The following is a 22,308-nucleotide window of genomic DNA, read 5'->3' as shown; positions in this document are numbered from 1 at the left end:
AGGCTCAGGGCTCGGCTGCGGCATCACCTGCAGCCGTAACAGCGACGATTGACCGGGCGGCCTCGTAATCCTGCGCAGCGACTCCGATCAGGCCGCCGCCGTGCCGCGGCTCCAGAAGCTCGTAGACCTCGGGCGACTGCGCCTTCAGGTGGGTGAGGAAGACGCCCAGCCGGCGCTTGGTCTCGGCATCGAGGCTGGCCAGCACCGCATGCGGGCCGAAGCGCAGCACGGGCGACCGCCATACGACGCGCAAGCCCGAGGGCGCGATGCCGGCCGCTTCCAGCCGGGCGAGTGTGCCGCCGGCAGGGTTCGCCTCGCCCGCAGGCGCCGCCGGCTCCCAGCCGAACAGTGCATCGGCACGCCCGTCCGCGAACATCGCTTCGGCGACCGCGGCGCTTTCGGCGTGCAGCAGATACGGCGCGTCTGCCCGCAGCCGCGCCGGCTCGGCGGCCAGCCCGGCCAGCGGCAGGAGCAAGCCGGTCACGCTGTCCGCCGGCCCGGCGGCGATGCGATGAGAGGCGATTTCCGACAGATCCGCCATGCCATTCTCCCGGGCGATCAGCACCGAACGGATGCCGATCGCGCCGTCTGCGCCGACCGGGGCCGCGACCGGTTCCACGCAGCCGCAACGCTCGGAGGCGGCCGCATAGGTCAGCGCGGAATAGACGGCATAGTGCAGGCGGCCGGCAGCCTGCGCCTCGACCAGCGCGCCGTAGTCGCGCGCCACCAGGAACTCCACCGGCATGCCGAGCGCCTTGGCGTAGGCATCCTTGAGCAGGCCGAGGCCGGCCACCGTGTTGCCGGCGCCCGGCTCGGCGACGATGCCGATGCGGAACGGCACCTCCGCTCCGCGCCCATCTTCGGCGCGGGCCGGCGGCGCAGCCACGGCAAGCAGGGCCGCTGCCGCGCATGCGCCCAGAAGCGGTGCGATTCGACGCCGATCATTCATGACAACCCCCATACCCCTGTCCGCCCACGGCCATTCTTGCCCCAAGCCCTTGCCGTTTGGTTTCCGAATTGCCAAGGGGCGTGCGCACCCCTATGTCTGGGCCTCCAACCAAGCAGGGCGGCCCTGATGGCGCGCGCATTTATTTTCGTTCTGGATTCCTTCGGCATCGGCGGAGCGGCCGACGCCGAGCGCTACGGCGACGCCTGCGCCGACACGTTCGGCCACATCGCGCTCGCCTGCGCGGCCGGTCGCGGCGACCGCGAGGGCCTGCGCTCCGGGCCGCTCTCGCTGCCCAACATGGTCTCGCTCGGCCTTGCCGAAGCCGCGCGCACCGCCACCGGATTTACCTTCGACGGCGCCGGACCCTTGCGGGCTTCCTCCTTCCACGGCGCCGCGCAGGAAGTTTCCAACGGCAAGGACACGCCCTCGGGCCATTGGGAGATCGCCGGCCTGCCGGTGCGCTTCGGCTGGGGCTATTTTCCCGACACTGTGCCGGCCTTTCCTGCCGAACTGACCGAAGCCATGATCCGCGAGGGCCATGTGCCGGGCATATTGGCCAATTGCCACGCCCCCGGCACGCAGGTGATCGAGGACTATGGCGAGGAGCACATCCGCACCGGCATGCCGATCTGCTACACTTCCGTGGATTCCGTGATCCAGATCGCGGCGCATGAGAGCCATTTCGGGCTCGAACGGCTTTATGAGTTCTGCAAGGTCGTGCGCCGGCTGGCCGACCCCTTGAGAATCGGCCGTGTCATCGCTCGCCCCTTCCAGGGCGAGACGGCGGGCAGCTTCCAGCGCACGCCCAACCGCAAGGACTTTTCGGTGCCGCCGCCGGAGCCGACCCTGCTCGACCGTCTGGTGGAGCACGGCCGGCGCGTCATCGCCGTCGGCAAGATCGGCGACATCTTCGCCCATCGCGGCATTTCGGAAGTGCGCAAGGGGCCGGGCAACATGGCCATGTTCGACGCCGCGCTCGGCGCCATGGACGACGCCGGCGACGGCGATTTCGTCTTCGCCAACTTCGTCGACTTCGACTCCGAATACGGCCACCGCCGCGACGTGGCCGGCTATGCGGCGGCGCTGGAAGAATTCGACCGGCGCATCCCGGAGGCGCTGGCGCGGCTGAAGGCGGGGGACCTGTTCATCCTGACCGCCGACCACGGCAACGACCCCACCTGGCGCGGCACCGACCACACGCGCGAGCGCATCCCCGTGTTCGGCCTCGCGCCCGGCCTGAAGGGCGGCGCGTTGGGCCTGCGGCCGACCTTCGGCGACATCGGCGAGACGGTGGCCGAGCATCTGGGCATCGCGCCCGGCCGCCACGGCACCTCCTTTCTTGCGGCGCTGAATGGCGGCCATGCCTGAACTGCCCGAGGTGGAAACCGTCCGGCGCGGGTTGCAGCCGGTTCTGGAAGGGGCGCTGATCGTGCGGGCGGAAGCGCGCCGGCCCGACCTGCGCTTTCCCCTGCCCGAGCGCTTCGCCGAGCGCCTGGCAGGCCGTACGATCACCGCGCTCGGCCGCCGCGCCAAGTATCTCACCATGCATGTCGACGGCGGGCCGGTGCTGATCTGCCATCTCGGCATGTCGGGCTCGTTCCGCATCGAATCAGGGGAATTGGACAAAACGCCGGGCAAATTCCACCATGAGCGGTCGAAGAACCCGGCGCACGACCATGTCGTGTTCCACGTGCTGGACCCGCAAGGCGAGCCCGCCCGCGTCATCTTCAACGATCCGCGCCGCTTCGGCTTCATGCTGTTTGCCGAGGGCGCGCCGGACGACCATCCCATGCTTGCCGGGCTGGGCGTGGAGCCCACCGGCAACGCGCTGGACGGGCCGCTGCTGGCCTCTCTGCTGAAGGACAGGAAGGCGCCGCTCAAGGCCGCGCTTCTGGACCAGCGGCTGATCGCCGGGCTCGGCAACATCTACGTGTCGGAGGCGCTGTGGCGCGCGCACCTGTCGCCGCTGCGCGCGGCAGGCACGATCGCAGGCCCCGGCCGCAAGGCGCGCGAGCGCAGCGAGGCACTGGCGTCGGCGATCCGCTCCGTCATCGCCGATGCGATCGCGGCCGGCGGCTCCTCGCTGCGCGACTACCACCGGGCCGACGGCTCGCTCGGCTATTTCCAGCATTCCTTCGCCGTCTACGACCGCGAAGGCGTGCCCTGCCCCACGCCCGGCTGCGGCGGCCATGTCGAGCGCATCGTGCAGAGCGGCCGCTCGACCTTCTATTGCCGCGCCTGTCAGGAGTAGGATAGAGCGGCCCCGGAGCCGGATGGCCCGACCGGACAAGCGAGGAGACGAAGCCATGGCCTATGAGACGATCATCGCCGAGACACGCGGCAAGGTGGGGCTGATCACACTGAACCGCCCCAAGGCGCTGAACGCGCTCAATTCCCAGGTCCTGGCGGAACTGCTGTCGGCAGCCAAAGACTTCGAGGCCGATGCCGGCATCGGCGCCATGGTGCTGACCGGTTCGGAAAAGGCGTTCGCGGCCGGCGCCGACATCAAGGAAATGCAGTCCAAGACCTATGTGGAGGCCTATCTCGGCGACTTCTTCACCGGATGGGAAGACTTCACCCGCCTGCGCAAGCCGATCGTGGCGGCGGTCGCCGGCTATGCGCTCGGCGGCGGCTGCGAGCTTGCCATGATGTGCGACTTCATCATCGCCGCCGACAGCGCCAGGTTCGGCCAGCCGGAGATCACGCTGGGCGTCATGCCCGGCATGGGCGGCTCGCAACGCCTGACCCGCTTCGTCGGCAAGTCCAAGGCCATGGACATGGTGCTGACCGGCCGCATGATGGACGCGGCCGAGGCCGAGCGCGCCGGGCTGGTCTCGCGCGTGGTGCCCGCGGCCGACCTGCTGGGCGAGGCGCTGAAGGCAGCCGAAAAGATCGCCTCCTTCTCGCTGCCGGCGGTGATGATGGCCAAGGAGGCGGTCGACCGCGCCTACGAGACCACGCTGGCCGAAGGCCTGCGATTCGAGCGGCGGCTGTTCCACTCCATGTTCGCGCTGGACGACCAGAAGGAAGGCATGGCCGCCTTCGTGGAGAAGCGGAAGCCGGATTTCCGCAACCGGTGAGGCTTTTTGGACGGCGGCGGCACCCAAAAACCCCGCCCGCGACATTGACGCGCCGCAAAAGCTGAACTATAAGCCGCACCAATCGAGGCGGCCCCTGGCGGCCTCGTATGTTTTTTGCGCCTTGCGGCATGCCGCGTGCGCCCACCATTGAGATCGGAAGAGAGGCACCATGGCCAATACACCGTCGGCCAAGAAGGCAGCGCGTAAGATCGCCCGCCGCGCGGCAATCAACAAGAACCGCCGTTCGCGCGTGCGCACCTATGTGCGCCAGGTCGAGGAAGCGCTGGCAGCCGGCGACAAGGCCGCGGCCGAAGCCGCCCTCAAGGCGGCCCAGCCCGAACTGATGCGCGCCGCCACCAAGGGCGTCCTGCACCGCAACACGGCGTCCCGCAAGGTGTCGCGCCTGACCCAGCGCCTGAAGACGCTTTCCGCCTGAACCCAGGCTCATTCGTTAACGTTTCAAGGAACCCGGCGCTGCGCGCCGGGTTTTTTCTTTGTCCGACAAAGACTTGCCTGCCCCTCCCAGAACCGGCGTCGGGGAGTTTTTTCGGGACTCGAAATGCTTTGCCGACATATTCGCTTCTGCTTAAGTAATCGGCACGCGCCGGCGATTCCATCCCGGCGGCCGGTGTCACGAAATGTCTTTTGGATTCATGCGTTTACAAAACGTCATCCACAGCTTGTTCACATCCCTTCACGGGGACGGGGGACAAGTTGGTGTCAAGCGAAATATTAAAAAAAAAATCGCGCCAGCTACCCATTTTCACATTCCGTGGGAAAGGGTTTGAATCACAAGCGCTTTATCGTTCGCACGCCTCGCCGGCGCGCCGAAATGCCCCAATTCGGTAACCAGATTCGTTAAAAATCGGTTAGATGCGGCCTTGCTCTTTCCACAGCGATTTCGCTAGTGTCGGTCCATCGAAAGGGACGGGTCCCAGGGACCCTCGACCCAGCCTAAAGTGTAGAGTTCGCGCGCGTGGGGCAATCCGCGAACGGCTAGGTTTGACCTTTCGAGGAAGCAGGGGATTGGGGCAATAGTGCATGGCAATCTTCTCGAACCGGCATCCAGCCGGGTGGACGTGCTTTGCCTTGGCGCCAGCCACTGCATCATGAGCCGGCAACGGCTCGAAAAGGAAGAGGCCACGGTCTTTCGCCAGCGGCGGCGAGAGGCGTGGCCAGGGTAATGTCGCCGGGCTGTGTGTGCGTTAGCCGGCGGAGAAAGGACGAGGACCAACAATGCAAAGCGGCATGGACAGGCGGGCCAGCGACGAATTGCCCTTTTCAGGGAACCCGGTGGGAGGGAACACCGTGACGGCCCCCGCAGACGTCGACCAGAGGTTCGAACGGGTCAGGGCGCAGTTGAAGGCACGGCTCGGCAGCGAGGTCTATTCGAGCTGGTTCGGCCGCATGCAACTGGCCGAGGCCTCGAAGGGCATCGTGCGCATGTCGGTGCCCACGGCCTTCCTGCGCTCCTGGATCAACGGCCACTATCTCGATCTGGTCGCCGAACTGTGGAAGCAGGAGGACCCCGAAATCCTCAAGGTCGAGGTCATCGTGCGCACAGCCACGCGCCACCAGGCCGTCAACAGCGACGCCAGGATCGCGCGCAAGGCCACGCGGCAGGCGCAGACGGCGCTCTCCTCCGGCATGATCGGCACCGGCAAGCCGGAGCGCATGCCCCCCGCGGCCACCCGCAGCGCCGCGGAAGGCGAGTTCCGCCAGAACGTGCTGGGCTCCCCGCTCGACGCGCGCTACACCTTCGGCTCCTTCATCGAGGGGCCGTCCAACCGCGTCGCCTTCGCCGCCGCGCGCGCGGTGGCCGAGCAGGGCTCCAGCGCGGTGCGCTTCAACCCGCTGTTCCTGCATGCCACCGTAGGGCTCGGCAAGACGCATCTGCTGCAGGCGATCGCCGCCGAATCGCTTCGGCAGAACCCCAAGGCGCGTGTCGTCTACCTGACTGCGGAATATTTCATGTGGCGCTTCGCCACCGCCATCCGCGACAACAATGCGCTGACGCTGAAGGAGCAGCTTCGCGACATCGACCTGCTCATCATCGACGACATGCAGTTCCTGCAGGGCAAGTCGATCCAGCATGAATTCTGCCATCTCATCAACATGCTGCTCGACAGCGCCAAGCAGGTGGTGGTGGCGGCCGACCGGCCGCCGTCGGAGCTGGAATCGCTGGAGCCGCGCGTGCGCTCGCGCCTCAACGGCGGCGTGGCGCTGGAAATGTCGGCGCCCGACTTCTCCATGCGGCTCGGCATGCTGAAGCTGCGCCTCGCCACCGCCAGGGCCGACGACACGGCCGTCGACATCGCCGACGACATACTGGAACATGTCGCGCGCACCATCACCGGCAGCGGGCGCGAGCTGGAGGGCGCCTTTAACCAGCTTCTGTTCCGCCAGTCCTTCGAGCCGCAGATCAGCATCGACCGCATCGACGAGATCCTCGGCCACATCTACCGCTCGGGCGAGCCCAAGCGCGTGCGCATCGAGGACATCCAGCGCATCGTGGCCCGGCACTACAACGTGTCGAAGACGGAGCTTCTGTCCAACCGGCGCACCCGCACCATCGTCAAGCCGCGCCAGGTGGCCATGTATCTGTCCAAGGTCATGACGCCGCGCTCGCTGCCGGAGATCGGCCGGCGCTTCGGCGGCCGCGACCACACCACGGTGCTGCATGCGGTGCGCAAGATCGAGGATCTTTCGGGCTCCGACAACACGCTGGCGCAGGAACTGGAGCTGCTGAGAAGGCTCATCACCGACCAGGCCTGACCGCCCGCCGAAGGCTGCGGCCGCAACGGTGGCCGCCTTATCCCCAAAAAGCCCGCGCCGTATTGACCAAACGCCTGCGCGGGCTTGCCTTCAAAGGGTTTTTCCTGTCAGTTTGGCCGGATTCTATGTCACTTCGGATTGTTGGCGGGGTCGTCGGCCCGGCAGACCCCGCCCCTTCCCTTCAAACGAGCCCGATTGGTCATGCGTGTCATCCTGGAACGGTCCAACCTGCTGAAGTCCCTCAACCACGTCCACCGCGTGGTCGAGCGGCGCAACACCATCCCGATCCTGTCCAACGTGCTGCTCGCGGCCGACGGCGCCAGCCTGGAGATGAAGGCGACCGACCTCGACCTGGAAGTGACCGAGGCCACGCCCGCGCGCGTCGAGCAGGGCGGCGCCACCACCGTGCCGGCGCACCTGCTCTACGACATCGTGCGCAAGCTGCCGGACGGCGCCGAGGTGATGCTGAAGACCGACGAGGACGGCACGGCCATGACGGTCATCTCCGGCCGTTCCTCCTTCCGCCTGCAATGCCTGCCGCAGTCGGATTTCCCCGAGCTTTCGGCCGGGTCCTTCTCCCATATCTTCCGGCTGGATTCGACGGCGCTGAAGGGCCTGATCGAGAAGACCCAGTTCGCCATCTCCACCGAGGAGACGCGCTACTATCTCAACGGCATCTTCCTCCACACGCTGGAGACGGGCGGCAAGCTGAAGCTGCGCTCGGTCGCCACCGACGGCCACCGGCTGGCCCGCGCCGAGGTCGACGCGCCCGCCGGCTCGGAAGGCATGCCGGGCATCATCATCCCGCGCAAGACCGTGTCGGAGCTGCAGAAGCTGGTGGACGACCCGGACGTGGCGGTGACCACCGAGCTTTCCGACACCAAGATCCGCTTCACCATCGGCTCCGTGGTGCTGACGTCCAAGCTGATCGACGGCACCTTCCCCGACTATCAGCGCGTCATCCCCACCGGCAACGACAAGCGCCTCGTCATCGACCGCCAGAGCTTCGCGGCGGCGGTGGACCGGGTTTCCACCATCTCGTCCGAGCGCGGGCGCGCGGTGAAGCTCTCGATCGCCGACGGACAGTTGACGCTCGTCGTCAACAATCCCGATTCCGGCAGCGCCACCGAGGAGCTGGCCGCCGATTATTCGGCCGAGCCGATCGAGATCGGCTTCAACGCACGCTACCTGCTGGACGTGGCCGCGCAGCTTTCCGGCGGCAATGCCGAGTTCATGCTGGCCGATGCGGGCTCGCCCACGCTCATCCACGACACCGGCGACGAGAACACGCTCTACGTGCTGATGCCGATGCGGGTGTAAGTCCGCGCGCCCCGATGCCAACCGATGACGGGCGTGCCGGACAGGTCCATATAAGCCGGCTCACGCTCACCAATTTCCGCAACTATGCCGCGCTCTCGGTCGATCTCGCGCCGGGAGGGGTCGTGCTGACCGGCGACAACGGCGCGGGCAAGACCAACCTGCTGGAAGCGGTTTCGCTGCTCACACCGGGGCGCGGCCTGCGCCGCGCGCCCTATGCCGAGGTGGCGCGCGAAGGCGGCGACGGCGGCTTTGCGCTGCATGCGAGGTTGGACGGGCCCGCCGGGCCGGCCGACATCGGCACCGGGGTCGCGGGCGCAGAGACCGGCGAAACCGGCCGGCGCGTGCGCATCAACGGCGCCCCGGCACGTTCGGCCGAAGACATGCTGGAATGGCTGCGCGTGGTGTGGCTGACGCCGGCCATGGATGCGCTGTTCACCGGCCCGGCCGGCGACCGCCGCCGCTTCCTGGACCGGATGGTGCTGGCCATCGACGCCGGCCACGGCCAGCGGGCGCTGGACTACGAGAAGGCGATGCGCGGCCGCAACCGGCTGCTGGCCGAAAGCTCGCGCGACGGCGCTTGGTTCGACGCGATCGAGACGCAGATGGCCGAGACCGGCACGGCGATCGCCGCCGCCCGCGCCGAACTGGTGCGGCTGCTGGCCGCCATGATCGAGCGGCTGCCGGGCGACGGCCCCTTCCCGCAGGCCGATATCGGGCTTGCTGGCGAACTGGAGGCCGCGGTCGGGGCGATGCCGGCCGTCGATGCCGAGGAAAGGTTCCGCCGGGCGCTGGCTGCGGGCCGGGAGCGCGACCGCGCCGCCGGCCGCACGCTGGAAGGCCCGCACCGCTCCGACCTCGTCGTGCGGCACCGGCCGAAGGGCATGCCGGCCGAACTGTGCTCCACCGGCGAGCAGAAGGCGCTGCTGGTCGGGCTCGTGCTTTCCCACGCCCGCCTGACCGGCGAGATGTCGGGCCTTGCCCCTATCCTGCTCCTGGACGAGATCGCCGCCCATCTCGACGCCGGCCGGCGCGCGGCGCTGTTTTCCATCCTGGAGGAGCTGAACTGCCAGGCCTTCATGACCGGCACCGATGCAGCCCTCTTCTCCAGCCTCGCCGGCCGCGCGCAATTCCTCACCGTGGACCACGGCACGGTGCGGCAGGCCGACTGACAAGCCCTGCCGGCCGCGATATGGTCGGCCCATGACGATGCCAGCCGCCCTCACCGACGAAGAGCTCGAGCGCTATGCCCGCCATATCGTGCTGCCGGAGATCGGCGGCGCCGGGCAGCAGAGGCTCAAGCGCGCGCGCGTGCTGGTGATCGGGGCCGGCGGCCTGGGCGCGCCGGTGCTGGCCTATCTGGCGGCGGCGGGCGTGGGCACGCTCGGCATCGTCGACGACGACGCCGTCTCGCTCTCCAACCTGCAACGGCAGGTCATCCACGGCACCGCCGACATCGGCGCGCCGAAAGGCGAAAGTGCGGCGGCCGCGATCGCCCGCCTCAATCCGCATGTGAAGGTGGAACTGCACGCGCTCCGGCTGACGGCCGAAAACGCCCCTGCCCTCGTCTGCGGCTACGACCTCGTCGTGGACGGCTCGGACAATTTCGCCACCCGCTATGCGGTGGCCGATGCCTGCGCACAGGAAAAAAGGCCGCTGGTGCACGCCGCCGTCGGCCGCTTCGACGGCTCGGTGACCGTGCTGAAGCCCTGGGAGAGCGATTCGCAAGGACGGCGGAACCCGTCCTATCGCGACCTCTTTCCGAAGGAACCGCCGGCAGGGCTGGTGCCCTCCTGCGCGGCGGCCGGCATTGTCGGCGCGCTGGTGGGGGTGATCGGCACGCTGCAGGCGATGGAGGCGATCAAGCTGATCGCCGGCATCGGCGAGCCGCTGGTCGGGCGCCTGCTGCTCTACGACGCGCTCGCCGCCAGCTTCGAGACGATCCGCTACAAGCGGCGGAGCTGAATTCCGCGAGTCAGGTCCTGAGCGGCAGCACGCGATCCGGCGGGCGGTGGCCGTCGATGAAGGTGCGGATGTTGATGATGACCTTCTCGCCCATGTCGATACGCCCTTCCAGCGTGGCCGAGCCCATATGCGGCAACAGCACCACCTTGCCCCTGGCGGCGAGCTTGAGCAGGCGCGTGTTGAGCGCCGGCTCGTTCTCGTAGACGTCAAGGCCGGCACCGGCGATCTTGTCGTCCTGCAACAGCTTGACGAGGGAATCCTCGTCGATGATGTCGCCGCGCGCGGTGTTGACGATGTAGGCGGTGGGCTGCATCAGCGCCAGCCGGCGCCCCGACAACAGGTGGAAGGTGGCGGGCGTCGACGGGCAGTTGACCGAGATGATGTCCATGCGCGCCAGCATCTGGTCGAGGCTTTCCCAATAGGTCGCCTCCAGCTCGTCCTCCAGCGTCGGCATCACACGGTGGCGGTTGTGGTAGTGGATCGACAGGCCGAAGGCCTTGGCCCGGCGGGCAACCGCCGTGCCGATGCGGCCCATGCCGACAATGCCCAGACGCTTGCCCCAGATGCGGCGGCCGAGCATCCAGGTGGGCGACCAGCCCGACCATTTCTTCTCGCCGGTGAGCACGTTGGCGCCGTCCACCAGCCGACGCGGCACGGCCAGAATCAGCGCCATGGTCATGTCGGCGGTGTCTTCGGTCAGCACGTTCGGGGTGTTGGTCACGGTGATGCCCTTCCTGCCCGCCGCGGCCACGTCGATCTTGTCGACGCCGTTGCCGAAATTGGCGATCAGCTTCAGGTTCTCGCCCGCCTGGGCGATCAGGGCGGCGTCGATCGTGTCGGTGATGGTCGGCACCAGCACGTCGGCCTCCTTCACCGCCGCCACCAGCTCCGGCTGCGACATGGGCCGGTCCTCGACATTCAGCCTTGCATCGAACAGCTCGCGCATGCGCGTCTCGACCGGATCGGGCAGCTTGCGCGTGATGACTACGAGAGGCTTCTTCCTGCCGGCCATGGCTTCCTCATCCCGGGGTCGTTGAGACCTCTTTAACCAAGACCGGCGAAACTGAAACCGGTCGGCCCCGAGGAATCATGTATCAAGCGGGACCGCCGAAGACAAAGAAAAAGGGGCGCCGCGGCCGAAGGGCGACGGCGCCGGAACAAGGAACGAAAGTGTCTGGTTTCGCGTCGCTTCGATCGGCATTCTGCGCTGCGCTGTTAGGCGGCGCCCTGCTCTGCCCGCAAGGGGCCATGGCGCAGGGCGCGGCGGCGGTGACGCTGGGCCCGAGCGGGCTGCCGCTGCCGCGCTTCGTCAGCCTGAAGTCGGCCCGCGTGAATTCGCGGGTGGGTCCCGGCGTCAACTATTCGGTCGACTGGATGTACAACAAGGCCGGTCTGCCGATGGAGATCATCCAGGAATACGACACCTGGAGGCGCGTGCGCGATGCCGATGGCGCGGAAGGCTGGATCAACCAGTCGCTGCTTTCGGGCAAGCGCACGGCCATCGTGGCGCCGTGGCAACGCGGCAAGGGAACCACCGTCAACCTGCTCGGCGACCCGGCCGACGACGCCGGCGTGGTGGCCATCGTGGAGCCCGGCGTGATCGGCACCATCAAGGCCTGCAACGGGCAATGGTGCCAGATGACGCTCGGGGGGCGCACCGGCTGGATGCCGCAGTCGCAGCTCTGGGGCGCCTATCCGGGCGAAAAGATCAAGGATTGACGTCGCGGCCGATGCGGCCGAGATGGGTGTCGCGGAAGCCGCTCGCGCGCTTCAGCCCGTAGCCGAGCGCCCGGTCGACGGCGATGTGGGCCACCCAGACCATCGCAACAGCCGTCGCCAGCGCGTGGCCGGTCCAGATGCCGGCAAGCGCCAGCAGAACCGGCAGGACCAGGATGTGGAACGCGTTGTAGGCCACCGCCCCGGCGCGCGGCCCGGCCAGATAGAAGAGCATCGACAGGTCGGGCGCAAGGATGAGCAGCGCGAAAAGCCACCAGGAAATGCCGGTTAGCGCATAAAGGACGACCGCTGCGACGGCCACCGCCACCCATTCGAGGCGAATTGCGGCGTCCACCGGCTGCATCGGCTGCATCGGCTTTAAGGCCGCGCCTGCGGTCAGAGGCGGCGCTTCGGGCGCAGCCTCACCACCACGTCGACATTGGCGATCTCCATGCCCTCCGGAGGCTCCGGCAGGTTGTTGACCATCACCGGGCCGCCTTCGATGTCGAAGATCCGGTTCTCGCCCTCGATGTAGAAATGGTGGTGATCGGACGTGTTGGTGTCGAAATAGGTGCGCGCGCCTTCCACGGCCAGAATGCGCAAAAGGCCGGCCTCGGTGAACTGGTGCAGCGCGTTGTAGACGGTGGCGAGCGAAATCGGCACGCCGGCGGCCAGCGCCTCCTCATGCAGTTCCTCGGCCGAGAGATGTCGATCGCCCTTCGCAAACAGCAGCTCGGCCAATGCGATGCGCTGGCGCGTCGGCCGCAAACCGGCGTCCCGAACCCGCTTGTCCAATGCAATACTGTCCTTCCGGCAGTTCGAATCCATGTCTTCCCGACGCCACGTTGGCCCGCACGCAAGTCTCCGGCAAGGCCGAAACAGCGCGCGAACCGGAGCCAAACGTTCAAAGAGATATATTCTGTCGCGCAAATACGATCAATAGCGCGCATTGACCCAGGCAAAAGGGCAGGTTACAGCCTCCGCTTATCTTGGAAGCCGGTTCATGGAGACGAGCCGGCCGTGCTATTGGACCAGTGACAAGGGCGCCCTGCCGCCCGGCCACAGACGGGGTATGTTGATGGCGGGTTCGAAATCCAGCTACGGCTACGAGGAACTTCTCGCCTGCGCTCGCGGCGAGCTGTTCGGTCCGGGCAATGCCCAGTTGCCGGCGCCGCCGATGCTGATGTTCGACCGCATCACCGAAATCAGCGAAACGGGCGGCGCGTTCGACAAGGGCTATGTGCGTGCCGAGTTCGACATCAAGCCGGACCTGTGGTTCTTCCCCTGCCATTTCATCGGCAACCCGATCATGCCCGGCTGCCTGGGCCTCGACGCGCTCTGGCAGCTCACGGGCTTCTTCCTGGGCTGGTTGGGCGAGGAGGGCAAGGGCATGGCCCTGTCGACCGGCGAGGTGAAGTTCAAGGGCATGGTCACGCCTTCGGTCAAGAAGGTGGAATACGGCGTCGACTTCAAGCGCGTCATGCGCGGCCGCCTTGTGCTCGGCATCGCCGACGGCTGGCTCAAGGCCGACGGCGAGCCCATATATGCCGCGACCGACCTGAAGGTCGGCCTGTCGAAGCAGCCTGCGGCCTAGGCCGCGGCGACGAACCAACGAGGAGCGCAGCATGAGACGAGTCGTCGTGACCGGCCTCGGCATCGTGTCGTCCATCGGCAACAATGCGGACGAGGTGCGTGCCTCGCTTTACGATGCGAAATCGGGCATCAGCTTCTCCGAATCCTTTGCCGGGCACGGGTTCCGCTGCCATGTCTGGGGCGCGCCGACGCTCGACCCGACGGAACTGGTCGATCGCCGCGCCATGCGCTTCCTGTCCAAGGGCGGCGCCTGGAACCATGTCGCCATGGAGCAGGCCATCGCCGATTCCGGCCTTGCCGAGACAGACATCACCAACGAGCGCACCGGCATCATCATGGGCTCGGGCGGCCCCTCCACCCGCACCATCGTTGAGGCGGCCGAAATCACGCTGAAGAACGGCTCGCCCAAGCGCATCGGCCCGTTTGCCGTGCCGAAGGCGATGTCGTCCACCGCGTCGGCCACGCTGGCGACCTGGTTCAAGATCCACGGCGTCAACTATTCGATCTCCTCGGCCTGCTCCACCTCCGCGCACTGCATCGGCAACGCGGCCGAGATGATCCAGTGGGGCAAGCAGGACGTGATGTTCGCCGGCGGCCACGAAGACCTGGACTGGACCATGTCGGACCTGTTCGACGCCATGGGCGCCATGACCTCCAAGCACAACGACACGCCTGCCACCGCCTCGCGCGCCTATGACGTGACCCGCGACGGCTTCGTCATCGCCGGCGGCGCCGGTGTTCTGGTGCTGGAGGAACTGGAGCGCGCCAAGGCGCGCGGCGCGAAGATCTACGCCGAAATCGTGGGCTACGGCGCCACGTCCGACGGCTACGACATGGTCGCCCCTTCGGGCGAAGGCGCGGTGCGCTGCATGAAGCAGGCGCTGGCGACCATTTCCGGGCCGGTGGACTACATCAACACCCACGGCACCTCGACGCCCATCGGCGACATCAAGGAGATGCAGGCCATCCGCGAGGTGTTCGGCGACAAAATGCCCCATGTCACCTCCACCAAGTCGCTGACCGGCCATTCGCTGGGCGCGGCAGGCGTGCAGGAATCGATCTACTCGATCCTGATGATGCAGGGCCGCTTCATCGGCGAGAGCGCGCATATCACCGAACTCGACCCGGAATTCGAAGGCATGCCGATCGTGCGCAAGCGCATCGACGACGCCAGGATCGACACGGTCCTGTCGAACTCCTTCGGCTTCGGCGGCACCAATGCCACGCTGGTGTTCCAGCGCTACAACGGCTGAGGATAGTCTTCCCATGGAAGGTTTGATGAAAGGCAAGCGCGGCCTCGTCATGGGGGTCGCCAACGATCATTCCATCGCCTGGGGCATCGCCAGGCGGCTGGCCGAGCAAGGCGCCGAAATGGCCTTCACCTACCAGGGCGAGGCGTTCGGCCGCCGGGTCAAGCCGCTGGCCGAACAGGTCGACGCCACGCTGGTGCTGCCTTGCGACGTGGAGGACAGCGCCTCCGTGGCCGCCACGTTCGACGCGCTCAAGGAAGCCTGGGGCGGGCTGGACTTCGTCGTCCACGCCATCGGCTTTTCCGACCGCAACGAACTGAAGGGCCTCTACGCCGACACCAGCCGCGAGAACTTCATCCGCACCATGGTCATCTCCTGCTATTCCTTCACCGAGGTGGCGCGCCATGCGGCCGCGCTGATGAAGGACGGCGGCTCCATGCTGACGCTGACCTATGCCGGCTCCGTCAGGGTGATGCCCAACTACAACGTCATGGGCGTGGCCAAGGCCGGGCTGGAAGCCAGCGTGCGCTATCTGGCCAACGACTACGGCCCGCGCGGCATCCGGGTGAACGGCATCTCGGCCGGCCCGGTGCGCACGCTGGCCGGCGCCGGCATCTCGGACGCGCGGCACATGTTCTCCTACCAGCAGCGCAATTCGCCGCTGCGCCGCAATGTCGGCATAGACGAGATCGGCGGGTCGGCGCTCTATCTGCTGTCGGACCTGTCGTCGGGGGTCACCGGCGAGATCCACTACGTCGATTCCGGCTACCACATCGTCTCCATGCCCACGCTGGACGAACTCAAGCAGATGGACGGAGGCAGGGAGTAGGCTCTTTTTCGGGCTTTCGCCCCTTATGTGCGTCCGCTAAAATTTAAAATGATCACGGAACCCATTTTAAGAGGATTCCGTGTAGGATCGGGACGAGCAGTTTGGGGACACCTGCGAATGCCTGCCGCGAAGAATCCTAGTCGCACGCCATTATTCCGCCTGCTGACCATCGCCGCCTCCGGCATGGGCAGCTTTCTGCTCGGCATTTGGGGCCTCAAATTCGGTTTCGGCGACGGGCTCGCCGGCCTGCAGGCCGAAATGGTGGGCGGCATCATGGCCGCGCTGTGCGCGCTGGCGGCTGCGGGCGCGGCGATGTCCTTCTTCGCCGGCGTCGACGAATCCGCCGAATATGTGTTCCAGGAAACGAATTTCGACAAGCTGACCGGGGCGCTGACCCGGGCGGCGATGACGGGGCGCATCGCCGACGCCGCGGCGGCCACCCTCAAGACGGGCAAGCCGGTCTACCTCATCGACATCGGCATCGACCGCTTCAAGCAGGTCAACGACGCCATCGGCTACAGCCACGGCGACGAATTGGTCCGCGCCTTCGCCGCCCGGCTCAAGGCGGCCCTGCCGAAGGATGCCGTGATCGGGCGCCTCGGCGCCGGCGAGTTCGGCGTGCTCTACCCCGACCACCGGCTCGACGGCCCCGTGGACGAACTGGCCGAGCGGCTGATCGAGCAGATGTCGGCGCCCTATGTGCTCTCCACCCATCAGCAGTCCGTCAGCCTTTCGGTGGGCATCGTGGCCATGCCGAAGGACGGGATCGATCCGGTGCAGATCATGCGCCGCTCCAATCTCGCGCTCCAGCATGCGCGCGCCGCCGGCCTCGGCAACTGGGCCACCTTCCAGCCGGAGATGGGAAAGGTGGCCGACTACCGCCAATGGATCGAATCCGAGCTTCATTCGGCTTTCGAGCGCGGCGATTTCGACCTCCACTACCAGCCGCAGCTCGACCTGCCCTCCGGCAGGGTCGTGGGCTACGAGGCGCTGATCCGCTGGAAGCATCCCGAGCGCGGCATGATCGCGCCGATGGAGTTCATCCCGATCGCCGAGGAGACCGGCATGATCTGCCCCATCGGCGAGTGGGTGCTGCGCAGGGCCTGCGAGGATGCCCGCCACCTGCCGCAGGATTGCTTCGTCGCCGTCAACATCTCGCCCGTGCAGTTCATGACCCGGGATTTCGTGGCCATGGTCAAGTCCGTGCTGGAAAGCACCGGCATGCGGCCCGAGCGGCTGGAGCTGGAGGTGACCGAGACGGCCATGACGCAGGACCGCGAGCGCGCGGCCGCAATCCTGCAGGAGCTTTCGCAGATGGGCATACTGGTGGCCATCGACGATTTCGGCACCGGCTATTCCAACCTCAGCTACCTGATCGACTTCCCGTTCCACAAGCTGAAGATCGACCGTTCCTTCGTCAGCCGCATCGACACCGATTCGAACACGGGCGCGGTGGTGTCGACCATCGTCGGCCTGTCGCGCGCGCTCGGCGTCAGCACCATCGCCGAGGGCGTGGAGACCGAAAACCAGGCCACGCTGCTGAAGGCGGCCGGCTGCGAGGTGGTGCAAGGCTACCTGTTCGGCAAACCGGCGCCGATCCGCATCCGGGACGGCGAAGCGCTCCATCAGCCCGAAATCCACGAGAAGCGCGTCGCCAACCTGCACTGACCGGCAACAAGGCGCCGGCAGGCTCAGCGGCGCGCGACAAGCACCTTGAAGCCCTTGTCGCGCACGATCTCGCTGTGCTGCGCGAAGGCGGCCGCCAGCACCGGCTCGTAGGGCAACTGCCGATTGGCCACCATGAACAGCCTGCCGCCCGGCTTCAGCGCCTTTGCCGCTGCCCTGATCATCGCTGCGCCAAGCTCCGGTTCGGCCGCACGGCCCTGATGAAAGGGCGGGTTCATCAGCACGGCGTCGTAGCGGCGCGCCACCTCCTCGCGGGCGAGGTCGAGCCAGAAGAAGCCCGCCGCAACACCGGGCGGGCCGACATTCAGCCTTGCCGCCTGCACCGCCTCGAAATCGGCCTCGTAGAGGTCGAGCCGCGAGATGCCGGGGCAGCGCCCGGCGGCTTCCGCCGCGACGAAACCCCAGCCGGCACAGAAATCCGCAATCTCGCCGCGCAGATCCGAAGGCAGGTTTTCCACCAGCAGCCTTGAGCCGGCATCGACCCGGTCGAAGGAGAACATGCCCGCCGCCGTGTGAAAGCGGCCCTCGACCAGCAGCGGCGGATTCGCCGCCTCCAGCGTCTCAGCGGCGGCGGCATCGTCCGGATTGGCGAACCACAAGGCGATGCCGTGATATTTGGGGCTGCTGCCGTCCAGCTTCACCAGCGCGTCGAGCCGCTTGCGCAGGGAGGCGATGCCGTCGTCCTTGCCGCCGCCCACCACCACCAGACCGCCGGCGCGGGTGCGGCGCATGGCCTCGGCGATGCGTAGCTCGTTCTGGCCGCGATGGCGGCCGGCAAGCACCAGCGCGGCGTCATAGCCCTCCCCTTCCGGACGCGGGGCGACGGTGAAGCCGGCGGCCTCGAGCGCGCGGCAGTGCGGGCGAACCCCCTGGACGAGGCTCAGTTCGGCCTCGAATCCCTCCGGCGGCCGGAAGCCGGGCTCGGCGCCGAGGAACAGCGCGCGCGCCCCCCGCGGCGGCCCCGACAGAATGCCGGCGTCGAAGGGATGAAACAGGGTTTTGAGGGAGTCGATCGTCATGAAAGCCTGATAGCAGGTCGATTGTCGTTCTGCGCCAGCTTTGTCGCATCGGCAGAAGAACGGCCCGCAAACAAAACGGGCGCGCCTCGCAGCGCGCCCGTTCCACTTTACTTCCGGCGAAGCCGAAGAGAAATCAGGCGACGGTTTCCTCGCCTTCCGGCTTCTTCTCCCGGACGATTTCCTTGCCGGTGGCCTGGTCGACGACCTTCATCGACAGGCGCACCTTGCCGCGCTCGTCGAAGCCCATCAGCTTGACCCAGACCTTGTCGCCTTCCTTGACCACGTCGGTGGTCTTCTGGACGCGATCGCTGGCGAGCTGCGAGATGTGGACGAGGCCGTCGCGCGGGCCGAAGAAGTTGACGAAGGCGCCGAAGTCGGCGGTCTTGACTACCGTGCCCTCGTAGATCTCGCCCACTTCAGGCTCGGCCACGATGGTGTGGATCCACTTCTTGGCCGCCTCGATCTCCTTGGCGTTGGAGGAAGCGATCTTGACCGTGCCGTCGTCCTCGATGTTGATCTTGGCGCCGGTCTTTTCCACGATCTCGCGGATGACCTTGCCGCCCGAGCCGATGACGTCGCGAATCTTGTCGGTGGGGATGTGCATGACTTCGATGCGCGGGGCGAACTCGCCGAGCTGGCCGCGGCTCTCGGAAATGGCCTTGGCCATCTCGCCGAGGATGTGCAGCCGGCCGTCCTTGGCCTGGCCCAGCGCCACCTTCATGATCTCCTCGGTGATGCCGTCGATCTTGATGTCCATCTGCAGCGAGGTGATGCCGCCCGCGGTGCCGGCCACCTTGAAGTCCATGTCGCCGAGGTGGTCCTCGTCACCGAGGATGTCGGAGAGCACCGCGAAGCGCTCGTCTTCCTTGATGAGGCCCATGGCGATGCCCGCCACCGGCTTGGCCAGCGGCACGCCGGCATCCATCAGCGCCAGCGAGGTGCCGCAGACGGTGGCCATGGAGGACGAACCGTTGGACTCGGTGATCTCCGAGACAACGCGCAGCGTGTAGGGGAACTGCTCGGCGGAAGGCAGCATCGGGTGCAGAGCGCGCCAGGCGAGCTTGCCGTGGCCGATCTCGCGGCGGCCGGGCGAACCCATACGGCCGGTCTCGCCCACCGAATAGGGCGGGAAGTTGTAGTGGAGCAGGAAGGTCTCCTTGCGGGTGCCGGTCAGCTCGTCCACGAACTGCTCGTCCTCGCCGGTGCCGAGCGTGGCCACGACGATCGCCTGGGTCTCGCCGCGGGTGAACAGCGCCGAGCCGTGGGTGCGCGGCAGCAGGCCGACTTCCGCCACGATCGGGCGCACGGTCTTCAGATCGCGGCCGTCGATGCGGGATCCGGTGTCGAGGATGTTCCAGCGCACGATCTTGGCCTGGAGTTCCTTGAACACGGTGGCCACCTGCTCGGCCGACCACTTCGGCGCTTCCTCGCCCTCGGGCGTGAACGCTGCCTTGACCTTGGCCTTGGCCGCGTTGACGGCGGCATAGCGGGCCTGCTTGTCGGTGATCTTGTAGGCGGCGCGCAGGTCGTCTTCCGCCAGCTTCAGCATCTCGCCTTCAAGTTCGCCGAAGCTCGGCGGGGTGAAGTCGCGCGGCTCCTTGGCGGCGGCCTCGGCCAGCTTGATGATGGCTTCGATCACCGGCTGGAAGTGCTTGTGGCCGAACATGACGGCGCCGAGCATCAGTTCCTCGTCGAGTTCCTTGGCCTCCGATTCCACCATCAGCACGGCCTCGGCGGTGCCGGCCACGACCAGGTCGAGCTTGGATTCCGGCATTTCGTCGAGATGCGGGTTCAGCACATATTCGCCGTTGATGTAGCCGACGCGGGCGCCGCCGATCGGGCCCATGAAGGGCACGCCGGAAAGCGTCAGCGCCGCCGATGTGGCGACGATCGCCAGAATATCGGGATCGTTTTCGAGGTCGTGCTGGACGACGGTGACGACGACCTGGGTGTCGTTCTTGTAGCCGTCGGCGAAGAGCGGGCGGATCGGCCGGTCGATCAGGCGCGAAACCAAGGTTTCCTTTTCGCTCGGACGGCCCTCACGCTTGAAGAAACCACCGGGGATCTTGCCGGCGGCATAGGTCTTTTCCTGGTAGTTGACGGTCAACGGGAAGAAATCGAAGCCCGGCTTCGGTTCCTTGGCCGAGACGACTGTGGCCAGCACCACGGTCTCGCCGTAGGTGGCGAGCACGGCGCCGTCGGCCTGGCGCGCGATCTTGCCGGTTTCCAGAATGAGCGGACGTCCGCCCCACTCGATTTCGACTTTGTGATAGTTGAACATGTCCTGTCCTTCATATGCGGAAAGGGCCGCGCCACGACCATGCGGACGCTTCCCCTTTCCCGGCTTCCTTTTTTCGGGCAGCCACGGGCAAGACAGCGGGAGACTCGGCTCCAATCAATTCGGCTTCGGCCGATGTCGAGCGTCCTGCAATCCTGCCCCATGACCGTCCATGGGCGGTTTCGAGCAGCCCCCTTGCTGCCGGAAACCGATCGGCCGATCTTCTGGCCGACCAATGCGCGACCGGCGGACCCTCATCGAGAGCCCGCCGGTCGATTTCGTCAGCGGCGCAGACCGAGCTTTTCGATCAGCGTCTGATAGCGCGCGTCGTCCTTGCGCTTGAGATAGTCAAGCAGGCTGCGGCGCTGGGAGACGAGAGCGAGCAGGCCACGACGGGAATGGTTGTCCTTCTTGTGGTCCTTGAAGTGCTCGGTCAGGTTCTTGATGCGCTCCGAAAGGATGGCGACCTGCACCTCCGGCGACCCAGTGTCGCCCGCGACGGTGGCAAACTCGACCATCAATTCCTTCTTGCGTTCGGCAGTGATCGACATCGTGTTTTTCCTTTTTCGTTTGAGGAAACGGGACGCCCACGGCCGGGATGTCGTCCAGCGGAGGCCGATGACCACCGCGCGTCTCGGCGCGATGTTGCGGCGCATATACGGGAATTTCCCGCAAAAAGCCAGCCCGATTCCGCAAGCCGGCTTTTGCCGGCCCTTTGGTGCAGGCAAAGGGAGCGCAAAGGCGCTACAGCCACTTCTTCCATTTGAAATAGCCGAACAGGCCGAGCGCCACCACGAGCATGAAGGCCAGAGCCGACGGGTAGCCGTAATAGCTGCGCAGTTCGGGCATGTTCCAGGGCGAGACGTCGGGGTCGAAATTCATGCCCCAGACACCCACCAGGAAGGTCAGCGGAATGAAGATGGTGGAAACGATGGTCAGCAGGGAGATGATGTCGTTGGTGCGCGCCTGGCTGAGCGAAAGATGCATCTCCATCAGCCCGGTCAGCGTGTCGCGCTGGGTCTCCACCAGTTCGATCAGGCGATAGGCATGATCGAGGGTGTCGTTGAGGAACACCTTCGTCTCCGCCTTCACGAAGGGCTCGTCGTTGCGCACCAGCGCCGCCAGCGCGTCGCGCAGCGGCCACAGCACTCCCTTCAGCACGAGGATCTCGCGGCGCAGCCGGTGAAGCTTCTGCATCTGCTCCTGCAGCGGCACCCGCAGCATCTCCTCCTCGATCGCCTCCACCATGTCGCTCAGGCCTTCGATCGGCGCGAAGTAGCTGTCCACCACGGCATCGATGAGCGCATAGGCCAGATAGTCGCCGGCACGCGCCCGCAGCCGGCTCTGGTCCGTCGTCTGCACGCGGCGGCGCACCGGATCGAACGGATCGCCTTCGCGCTCCTGGAAGGTGATGACGAATTTCTCGCCGAAGAAGATGGATATCTGTTCGTAGCGGCGCGAGGCGGCATCGTCGATCATGCGCAGCACGACGAAGGCATGGTCGTCGAAGAAATCGACCTTCGGCCGCTGGCCGGCATTGACGACGTCCTCGATCGCCAGCGGATGCAGACCGAAGATCTTCCCGATTTCCTCGATCAGCGTGATATCCGCCAACCCCACGCAGTCCAGCCACATGACCGACCAGCGGTCGCTGTTGGCCACGATGTCGGCAAGCGTGGCGTTGCGGATGACCTTGCATTTGTCCGGCGCGATCAGCGTGAGGGACAGCTTCGTCGCCTGGGCTCCAGGGTCGGCGACCAGCGTGCCGGGCGAGGCGCCCACCGGGGGGCGGCGCTCCCTGCCGTGCCTGCGCTTGCCCGTTCCCTCGCCTTTAGCCATGCGCCCCGGCCC

21 protein-coding genes are annotated in these 22,308 nt (G+C 66.7%); 13 read left to right on the top strand and 8 right to left on the bottom strand.

The genetic code is table 11. The features are described from left to right. Positions 1-4: 4 nt before the first annotated feature. A complete protein-coding gene (locus ACTDI4_RS08110) occupies positions 5-949 on the bottom strand; it encodes a phosphate/phosphite/phosphonate ABC transporter substrate-binding protein (RefSeq protein WP_442840664.1) in 945 nt (314 codons plus the stop codon). Positions 950-1,075: 126 nt separating this feature from the next. Between ACTDI4_RS08110 and ACTDI4_RS08105 the strand changes: the two genes are divergently transcribed. The 8 genes from ACTDI4_RS08105 (at position 1,076) to ACTDI4_RS08070 (ending at position 10,086) form a co-directional block, all read left to right on the top strand. Beyond that, positions 1,076-2,317, top strand: coding sequence for a phosphopentomutase (locus tag ACTDI4_RS08105; protein ID WP_442840663.1), 1,242 nt, complete (start codon positions 1,076-1,078; stop codon positions 2,315-2,317). Next, complete coding sequence (mutM, locus tag ACTDI4_RS08100; protein WP_442840662.1) at positions 2,310-3,200, top strand: bifunctional DNA-formamidopyrimidine glycosylase/DNA-(apurinic or apyrimidinic site) lyase; 891 nt, start codon at positions 2,310-2,312, stop codon at positions 3,198-3,200. The genes ACTDI4_RS08105 and mutM overlap by 8 nt, the downstream gene beginning before the upstream one ends. A 55-nt stretch (positions 3,201-3,255) precedes the next feature. Beyond that, positions 3,256-4,029 (top strand): enoyl-CoA hydratase, encoded by a 774-nt coding sequence (locus tag ACTDI4_RS08095; RefSeq protein ID WP_442840661.1) that lies wholly within the window; start codon positions 3,256-3,258, stop codon positions 4,027-4,029. A 169-nt stretch (positions 4,030-4,198) separates the two neighbouring features. Then, positions 4,199-4,465, top strand: a complete 267-nt coding sequence (rpsT, locus tag ACTDI4_RS08090; RefSeq protein WP_442840660.1) for a 30S ribosomal protein S20 — start codon at positions 4,199-4,201, stop codon at positions 4,463-4,465. A gap of 800 nt (positions 4,466-5,265) precedes the next feature. Beyond that, a complete protein-coding gene (gene dnaA, locus ACTDI4_RS08085) occupies positions 5,266-6,804 on the top strand; it encodes a chromosomal replication initiator protein DnaA (RefSeq protein ID WP_442840659.1) in 1,539 nt (512 codons plus the stop codon). Positions 6,805-7,005: 201 nt separating this feature from the next. Continuing rightward, positions 7,006-8,124 carry a DNA polymerase III subunit beta gene (gene dnaN / locus ACTDI4_RS08080; protein ID WP_442840658.1) on the top strand — a complete coding sequence of 373 codons (1,119 nt, stop codon included), beginning with the start codon at positions 7,006-7,008 and terminating at the stop codon, positions 8,122-8,124. Positions 8,125-8,138: 14 nt separating this feature from the next. Further along, on the top strand, positions 8,139-9,293 hold the full coding sequence (recF, locus tag ACTDI4_RS08075) for a DNA replication/repair protein RecF (RefSeq protein WP_442840657.1): 1,155 nt from the start codon (positions 8,139-8,141) through the stop codon (positions 9,291-9,293). A 37-nt stretch (positions 9,294-9,330) separates the two neighbouring features. Then, positions 9,331-10,086, top strand: a complete 756-nt coding sequence (locus tag ACTDI4_RS08070; RefSeq protein ID WP_442843298.1) for a molybdopterin-synthase adenylyltransferase MoeB — start codon at positions 9,331-9,333, stop codon at positions 10,084-10,086. Positions 10,087-10,096: 10 nt separating this feature from the next. Here the strand turns inward: ACTDI4_RS08070 and ACTDI4_RS08065 are convergent, their stop codons facing one another. Next, complete coding sequence (locus tag ACTDI4_RS08065; RefSeq protein WP_442840656.1) at positions 10,097-11,098, bottom strand: 2-hydroxyacid dehydrogenase; 1,002 nt, start codon at positions 11,096-11,098, stop codon at positions 10,097-10,099. Positions 11,099-11,256: 158 nt separating this feature from the next. Between ACTDI4_RS08065 and ACTDI4_RS08060 the strand changes: the two genes are divergently transcribed. Then, positions 11,257-11,805 carry an SH3 domain-containing protein gene (locus ACTDI4_RS08060; protein ID WP_442840655.1) on the top strand — a complete coding sequence of 183 codons (549 nt, stop codon included), beginning with the start codon at positions 11,257-11,259 and terminating at the stop codon, positions 11,803-11,805. On the opposite strand, the gene ACTDI4_RS08055 is transcribed toward ACTDI4_RS08060, so the two are convergent. Both ACTDI4_RS08055 and irrA read right to left on the bottom strand, forming a co-directional pair. Continuing rightward, the gene (locus ACTDI4_RS08055; protein ID WP_442843297.1) at positions 11,795-12,166 is read right to left on the bottom strand and encodes a DUF4260 domain-containing protein; all 372 of its coding nucleotides are present in this window, start codon (positions 12,164-12,166) and stop codon (positions 11,795-11,797) included. The genes ACTDI4_RS08060 and ACTDI4_RS08055 overlap by 11 nt on opposite strands. 32 nt (positions 12,167-12,198) lie before the next feature. Next, positions 12,199-12,630 carry an iron response transcriptional regulator IrrA gene (irrA, locus tag ACTDI4_RS08050; protein ID WP_442840654.1) on the bottom strand — a complete coding sequence of 144 codons (432 nt, stop codon included), beginning with the start codon at positions 12,628-12,630 and terminating at the stop codon, positions 12,199-12,201. A 250-nt stretch (positions 12,631-12,880) separates the two neighbouring features. Here irrA and fabA point away from each other — a divergent pair, with 250 nt between their 5' ends. The 4 genes from fabA to ACTDI4_RS08030 all read left to right on the top strand — a co-directional run bounded on the left by fabA (position 12,881) and on the right by ACTDI4_RS08030 (position 17,142). Next, a complete protein-coding gene (gene fabA / locus ACTDI4_RS08045; RefSeq protein WP_442840653.1) occupies positions 12,881-13,396 on the top strand; it encodes a 3-hydroxyacyl-[acyl-carrier-protein] dehydratase FabA in 516 nt (171 codons plus the stop codon). Positions 13,397-13,427: 31 nt separating this feature from the next. Continuing rightward, positions 13,428-14,648, top strand: coding sequence for a beta-ketoacyl-ACP synthase I (gene fabB / locus ACTDI4_RS08040; RefSeq protein WP_442840652.1), 1,221 nt, complete (start codon positions 13,428-13,430; stop codon positions 14,646-14,648). A gap of 13 nt (positions 14,649-14,661) precedes the next feature. Further along, positions 14,662-15,474, top strand: coding sequence for an enoyl-ACP reductase FabI (gene fabI / locus ACTDI4_RS08035; protein ID WP_442840651.1), 813 nt, complete (start codon positions 14,662-14,664; stop codon positions 15,472-15,474). Between the two features lie 117 nt (positions 15,475-15,591). Continuing rightward, a complete protein-coding gene (locus ACTDI4_RS08030) occupies positions 15,592-17,142 on the top strand; it encodes a putative bifunctional diguanylate cyclase/phosphodiesterase (RefSeq protein WP_442840650.1) in 1,551 nt (516 codons plus the stop codon). A gap of 23 nt (positions 17,143-17,165) precedes the next feature. Here ACTDI4_RS08030 and ACTDI4_RS08025 read toward each other — a convergent pair whose 3' ends face one another. The 4 genes from ACTDI4_RS08025 to corA form a co-directional block, all read right to left on the bottom strand. Further along, positions 17,166-18,179, bottom strand: a complete 1,014-nt coding sequence (locus ACTDI4_RS08025; RefSeq protein ID WP_442840649.1) for a class I SAM-dependent methyltransferase — start codon at positions 18,177-18,179, stop codon at positions 17,166-17,168. Between the two features lie 133 nt (positions 18,180-18,312). Then, entirely contained in the window at positions 18,313-20,460 is a 2,148-nt protein-coding gene (gene pnp, locus ACTDI4_RS08020) for a polyribonucleotide nucleotidyltransferase (protein WP_442840648.1), read from the bottom strand. Positions 20,461-20,738: 278 nt separating this feature from the next. After that, entirely contained in the window at positions 20,739-21,113 is a 375-nt protein-coding gene (rpsO, locus tag ACTDI4_RS08015; RefSeq protein ID WP_442840647.1) for a 30S ribosomal protein S15, read from the bottom strand. A gap of 88 nt (positions 21,114-21,201) precedes the next feature. Next, positions 21,202-22,296: a magnesium/cobalt transporter CorA gene (corA, locus tag ACTDI4_RS08010; RefSeq protein WP_442840646.1), complete on the bottom strand. Its 1,095-nt coding sequence runs from the start codon at positions 22,294-22,296 to the stop codon at positions 21,202-21,204. Positions 22,297-22,308 lie beyond the last annotated feature (12 nt).

It is taken from the genome of Mesorhizobium sp. PUT5 (genome assembly GCF_052216645.1).
Lineage (GTDB): Bacteria > Pseudomonadota > Alphaproteobacteria > Rhizobiales > Rhizobiaceae > Mesorhizobium.
Note: the sequence above shows the minus strand (reverse complement) of the source record. Positions and strands in the feature narration are given on the sequence as shown.

Coding starts and splice junctions, on each gene's coding strand:
- ACTDI4_RS08110 (WP_442840664.1), bottom strand. CDS start 949: ATGAATGATCGGCGTCGAATCGCACCGCTTCTGGGCGCATGCGCGGCA.
- ACTDI4_RS08105 (WP_442840663.1), top strand. CDS start 1,076: ATGGCGCGCGCATTTATTTTCGTTCTGGATTCCTTCGGCATCGGCGGA.
- mutM (WP_442840662.1), top strand. CDS start 2,310: ATGCCTGAACTGCCCGAGGTGGAAACCGTCCGGCGCGGGTTGCAGCCG.
- ACTDI4_RS08095 (WP_442840661.1), top strand. CDS start 3,256: ATGGCCTATGAGACGATCATCGCCGAGACACGCGGCAAGGTGGGGCTG.
- rpsT (WP_442840660.1), top strand. CDS start 4,199: ATGGCCAATACACCGTCGGCCAAGAAGGCAGCGCGTAAGATCGCCCGC.
- dnaA (WP_442840659.1), top strand. CDS start 5,266: ATGCAAAGCGGCATGGACAGGCGGGCCAGCGACGAATTGCCCTTTTCA.
- dnaN (WP_442840658.1), top strand. CDS start 7,006: ATGCGTGTCATCCTGGAACGGTCCAACCTGCTGAAGTCCCTCAACCAC.
- recF (WP_442840657.1), top strand. CDS start 8,139: ATGCCAACCGATGACGGGCGTGCCGGACAGGTCCATATAAGCCGGCTC.
- ACTDI4_RS08070 (WP_442843298.1), top strand. CDS start 9,331: ATGCCAGCCGCCCTCACCGACGAAGAGCTCGAGCGCTATGCCCGCCAT.
- ACTDI4_RS08065 (WP_442840656.1), bottom strand. CDS start 11,098: ATGGCCGGCAGGAAGAAGCCTCTCGTAGTCATCACGCGCAAGCTGCCC.
- ACTDI4_RS08055 (WP_442843297.1), bottom strand. CDS start 12,166: ATGCAGCCGGTGGACGCCGCAATTCGCCTCGAATGGGTGGCGGTGGCC.
- irrA (WP_442840654.1), bottom strand. CDS start 12,630: ATGGATTCGAACTGCCGGAAGGACAGTATTGCATTGGACAAGCGGGTT.
- fabA (WP_442840653.1), top strand. CDS start 12,881: ATGGCGGGTTCGAAATCCAGCTACGGCTACGAGGAACTTCTCGCCTGC.
- fabB (WP_442840652.1), top strand. CDS start 13,428: ATGAGACGAGTCGTCGTGACCGGCCTCGGCATCGTGTCGTCCATCGGC.
- fabI (WP_442840651.1), top strand. CDS start 14,662: ATGGAAGGTTTGATGAAAGGCAAGCGCGGCCTCGTCATGGGGGTCGCC.
- ACTDI4_RS08030 (WP_442840650.1), top strand. CDS start 15,592: ATGCCTGCCGCGAAGAATCCTAGTCGCACGCCATTATTCCGCCTGCTG.
- ACTDI4_RS08025 (WP_442840649.1), bottom strand. CDS start 18,179: ATGACGATCGACTCCCTCAAAACCCTGTTTCATCCCTTCGACGCCGGC.
- pnp (WP_442840648.1), bottom strand. CDS start 20,460: ATGTTCAACTATCACAAAGTCGAAATCGAGTGGGGCGGACGTCCGCTC.
- rpsO (WP_442840647.1), bottom strand. CDS start 21,113: ATGCGCCGCAACATCGCGCCGAGACGCGCGGTGGTCATCGGCCTCCGC.
- corA (WP_442840646.1), bottom strand. CDS start 22,296: ATGGCTAAAGGCGAGGGAACGGGCAAGCGCAGGCACGGCAGGGAGCGC.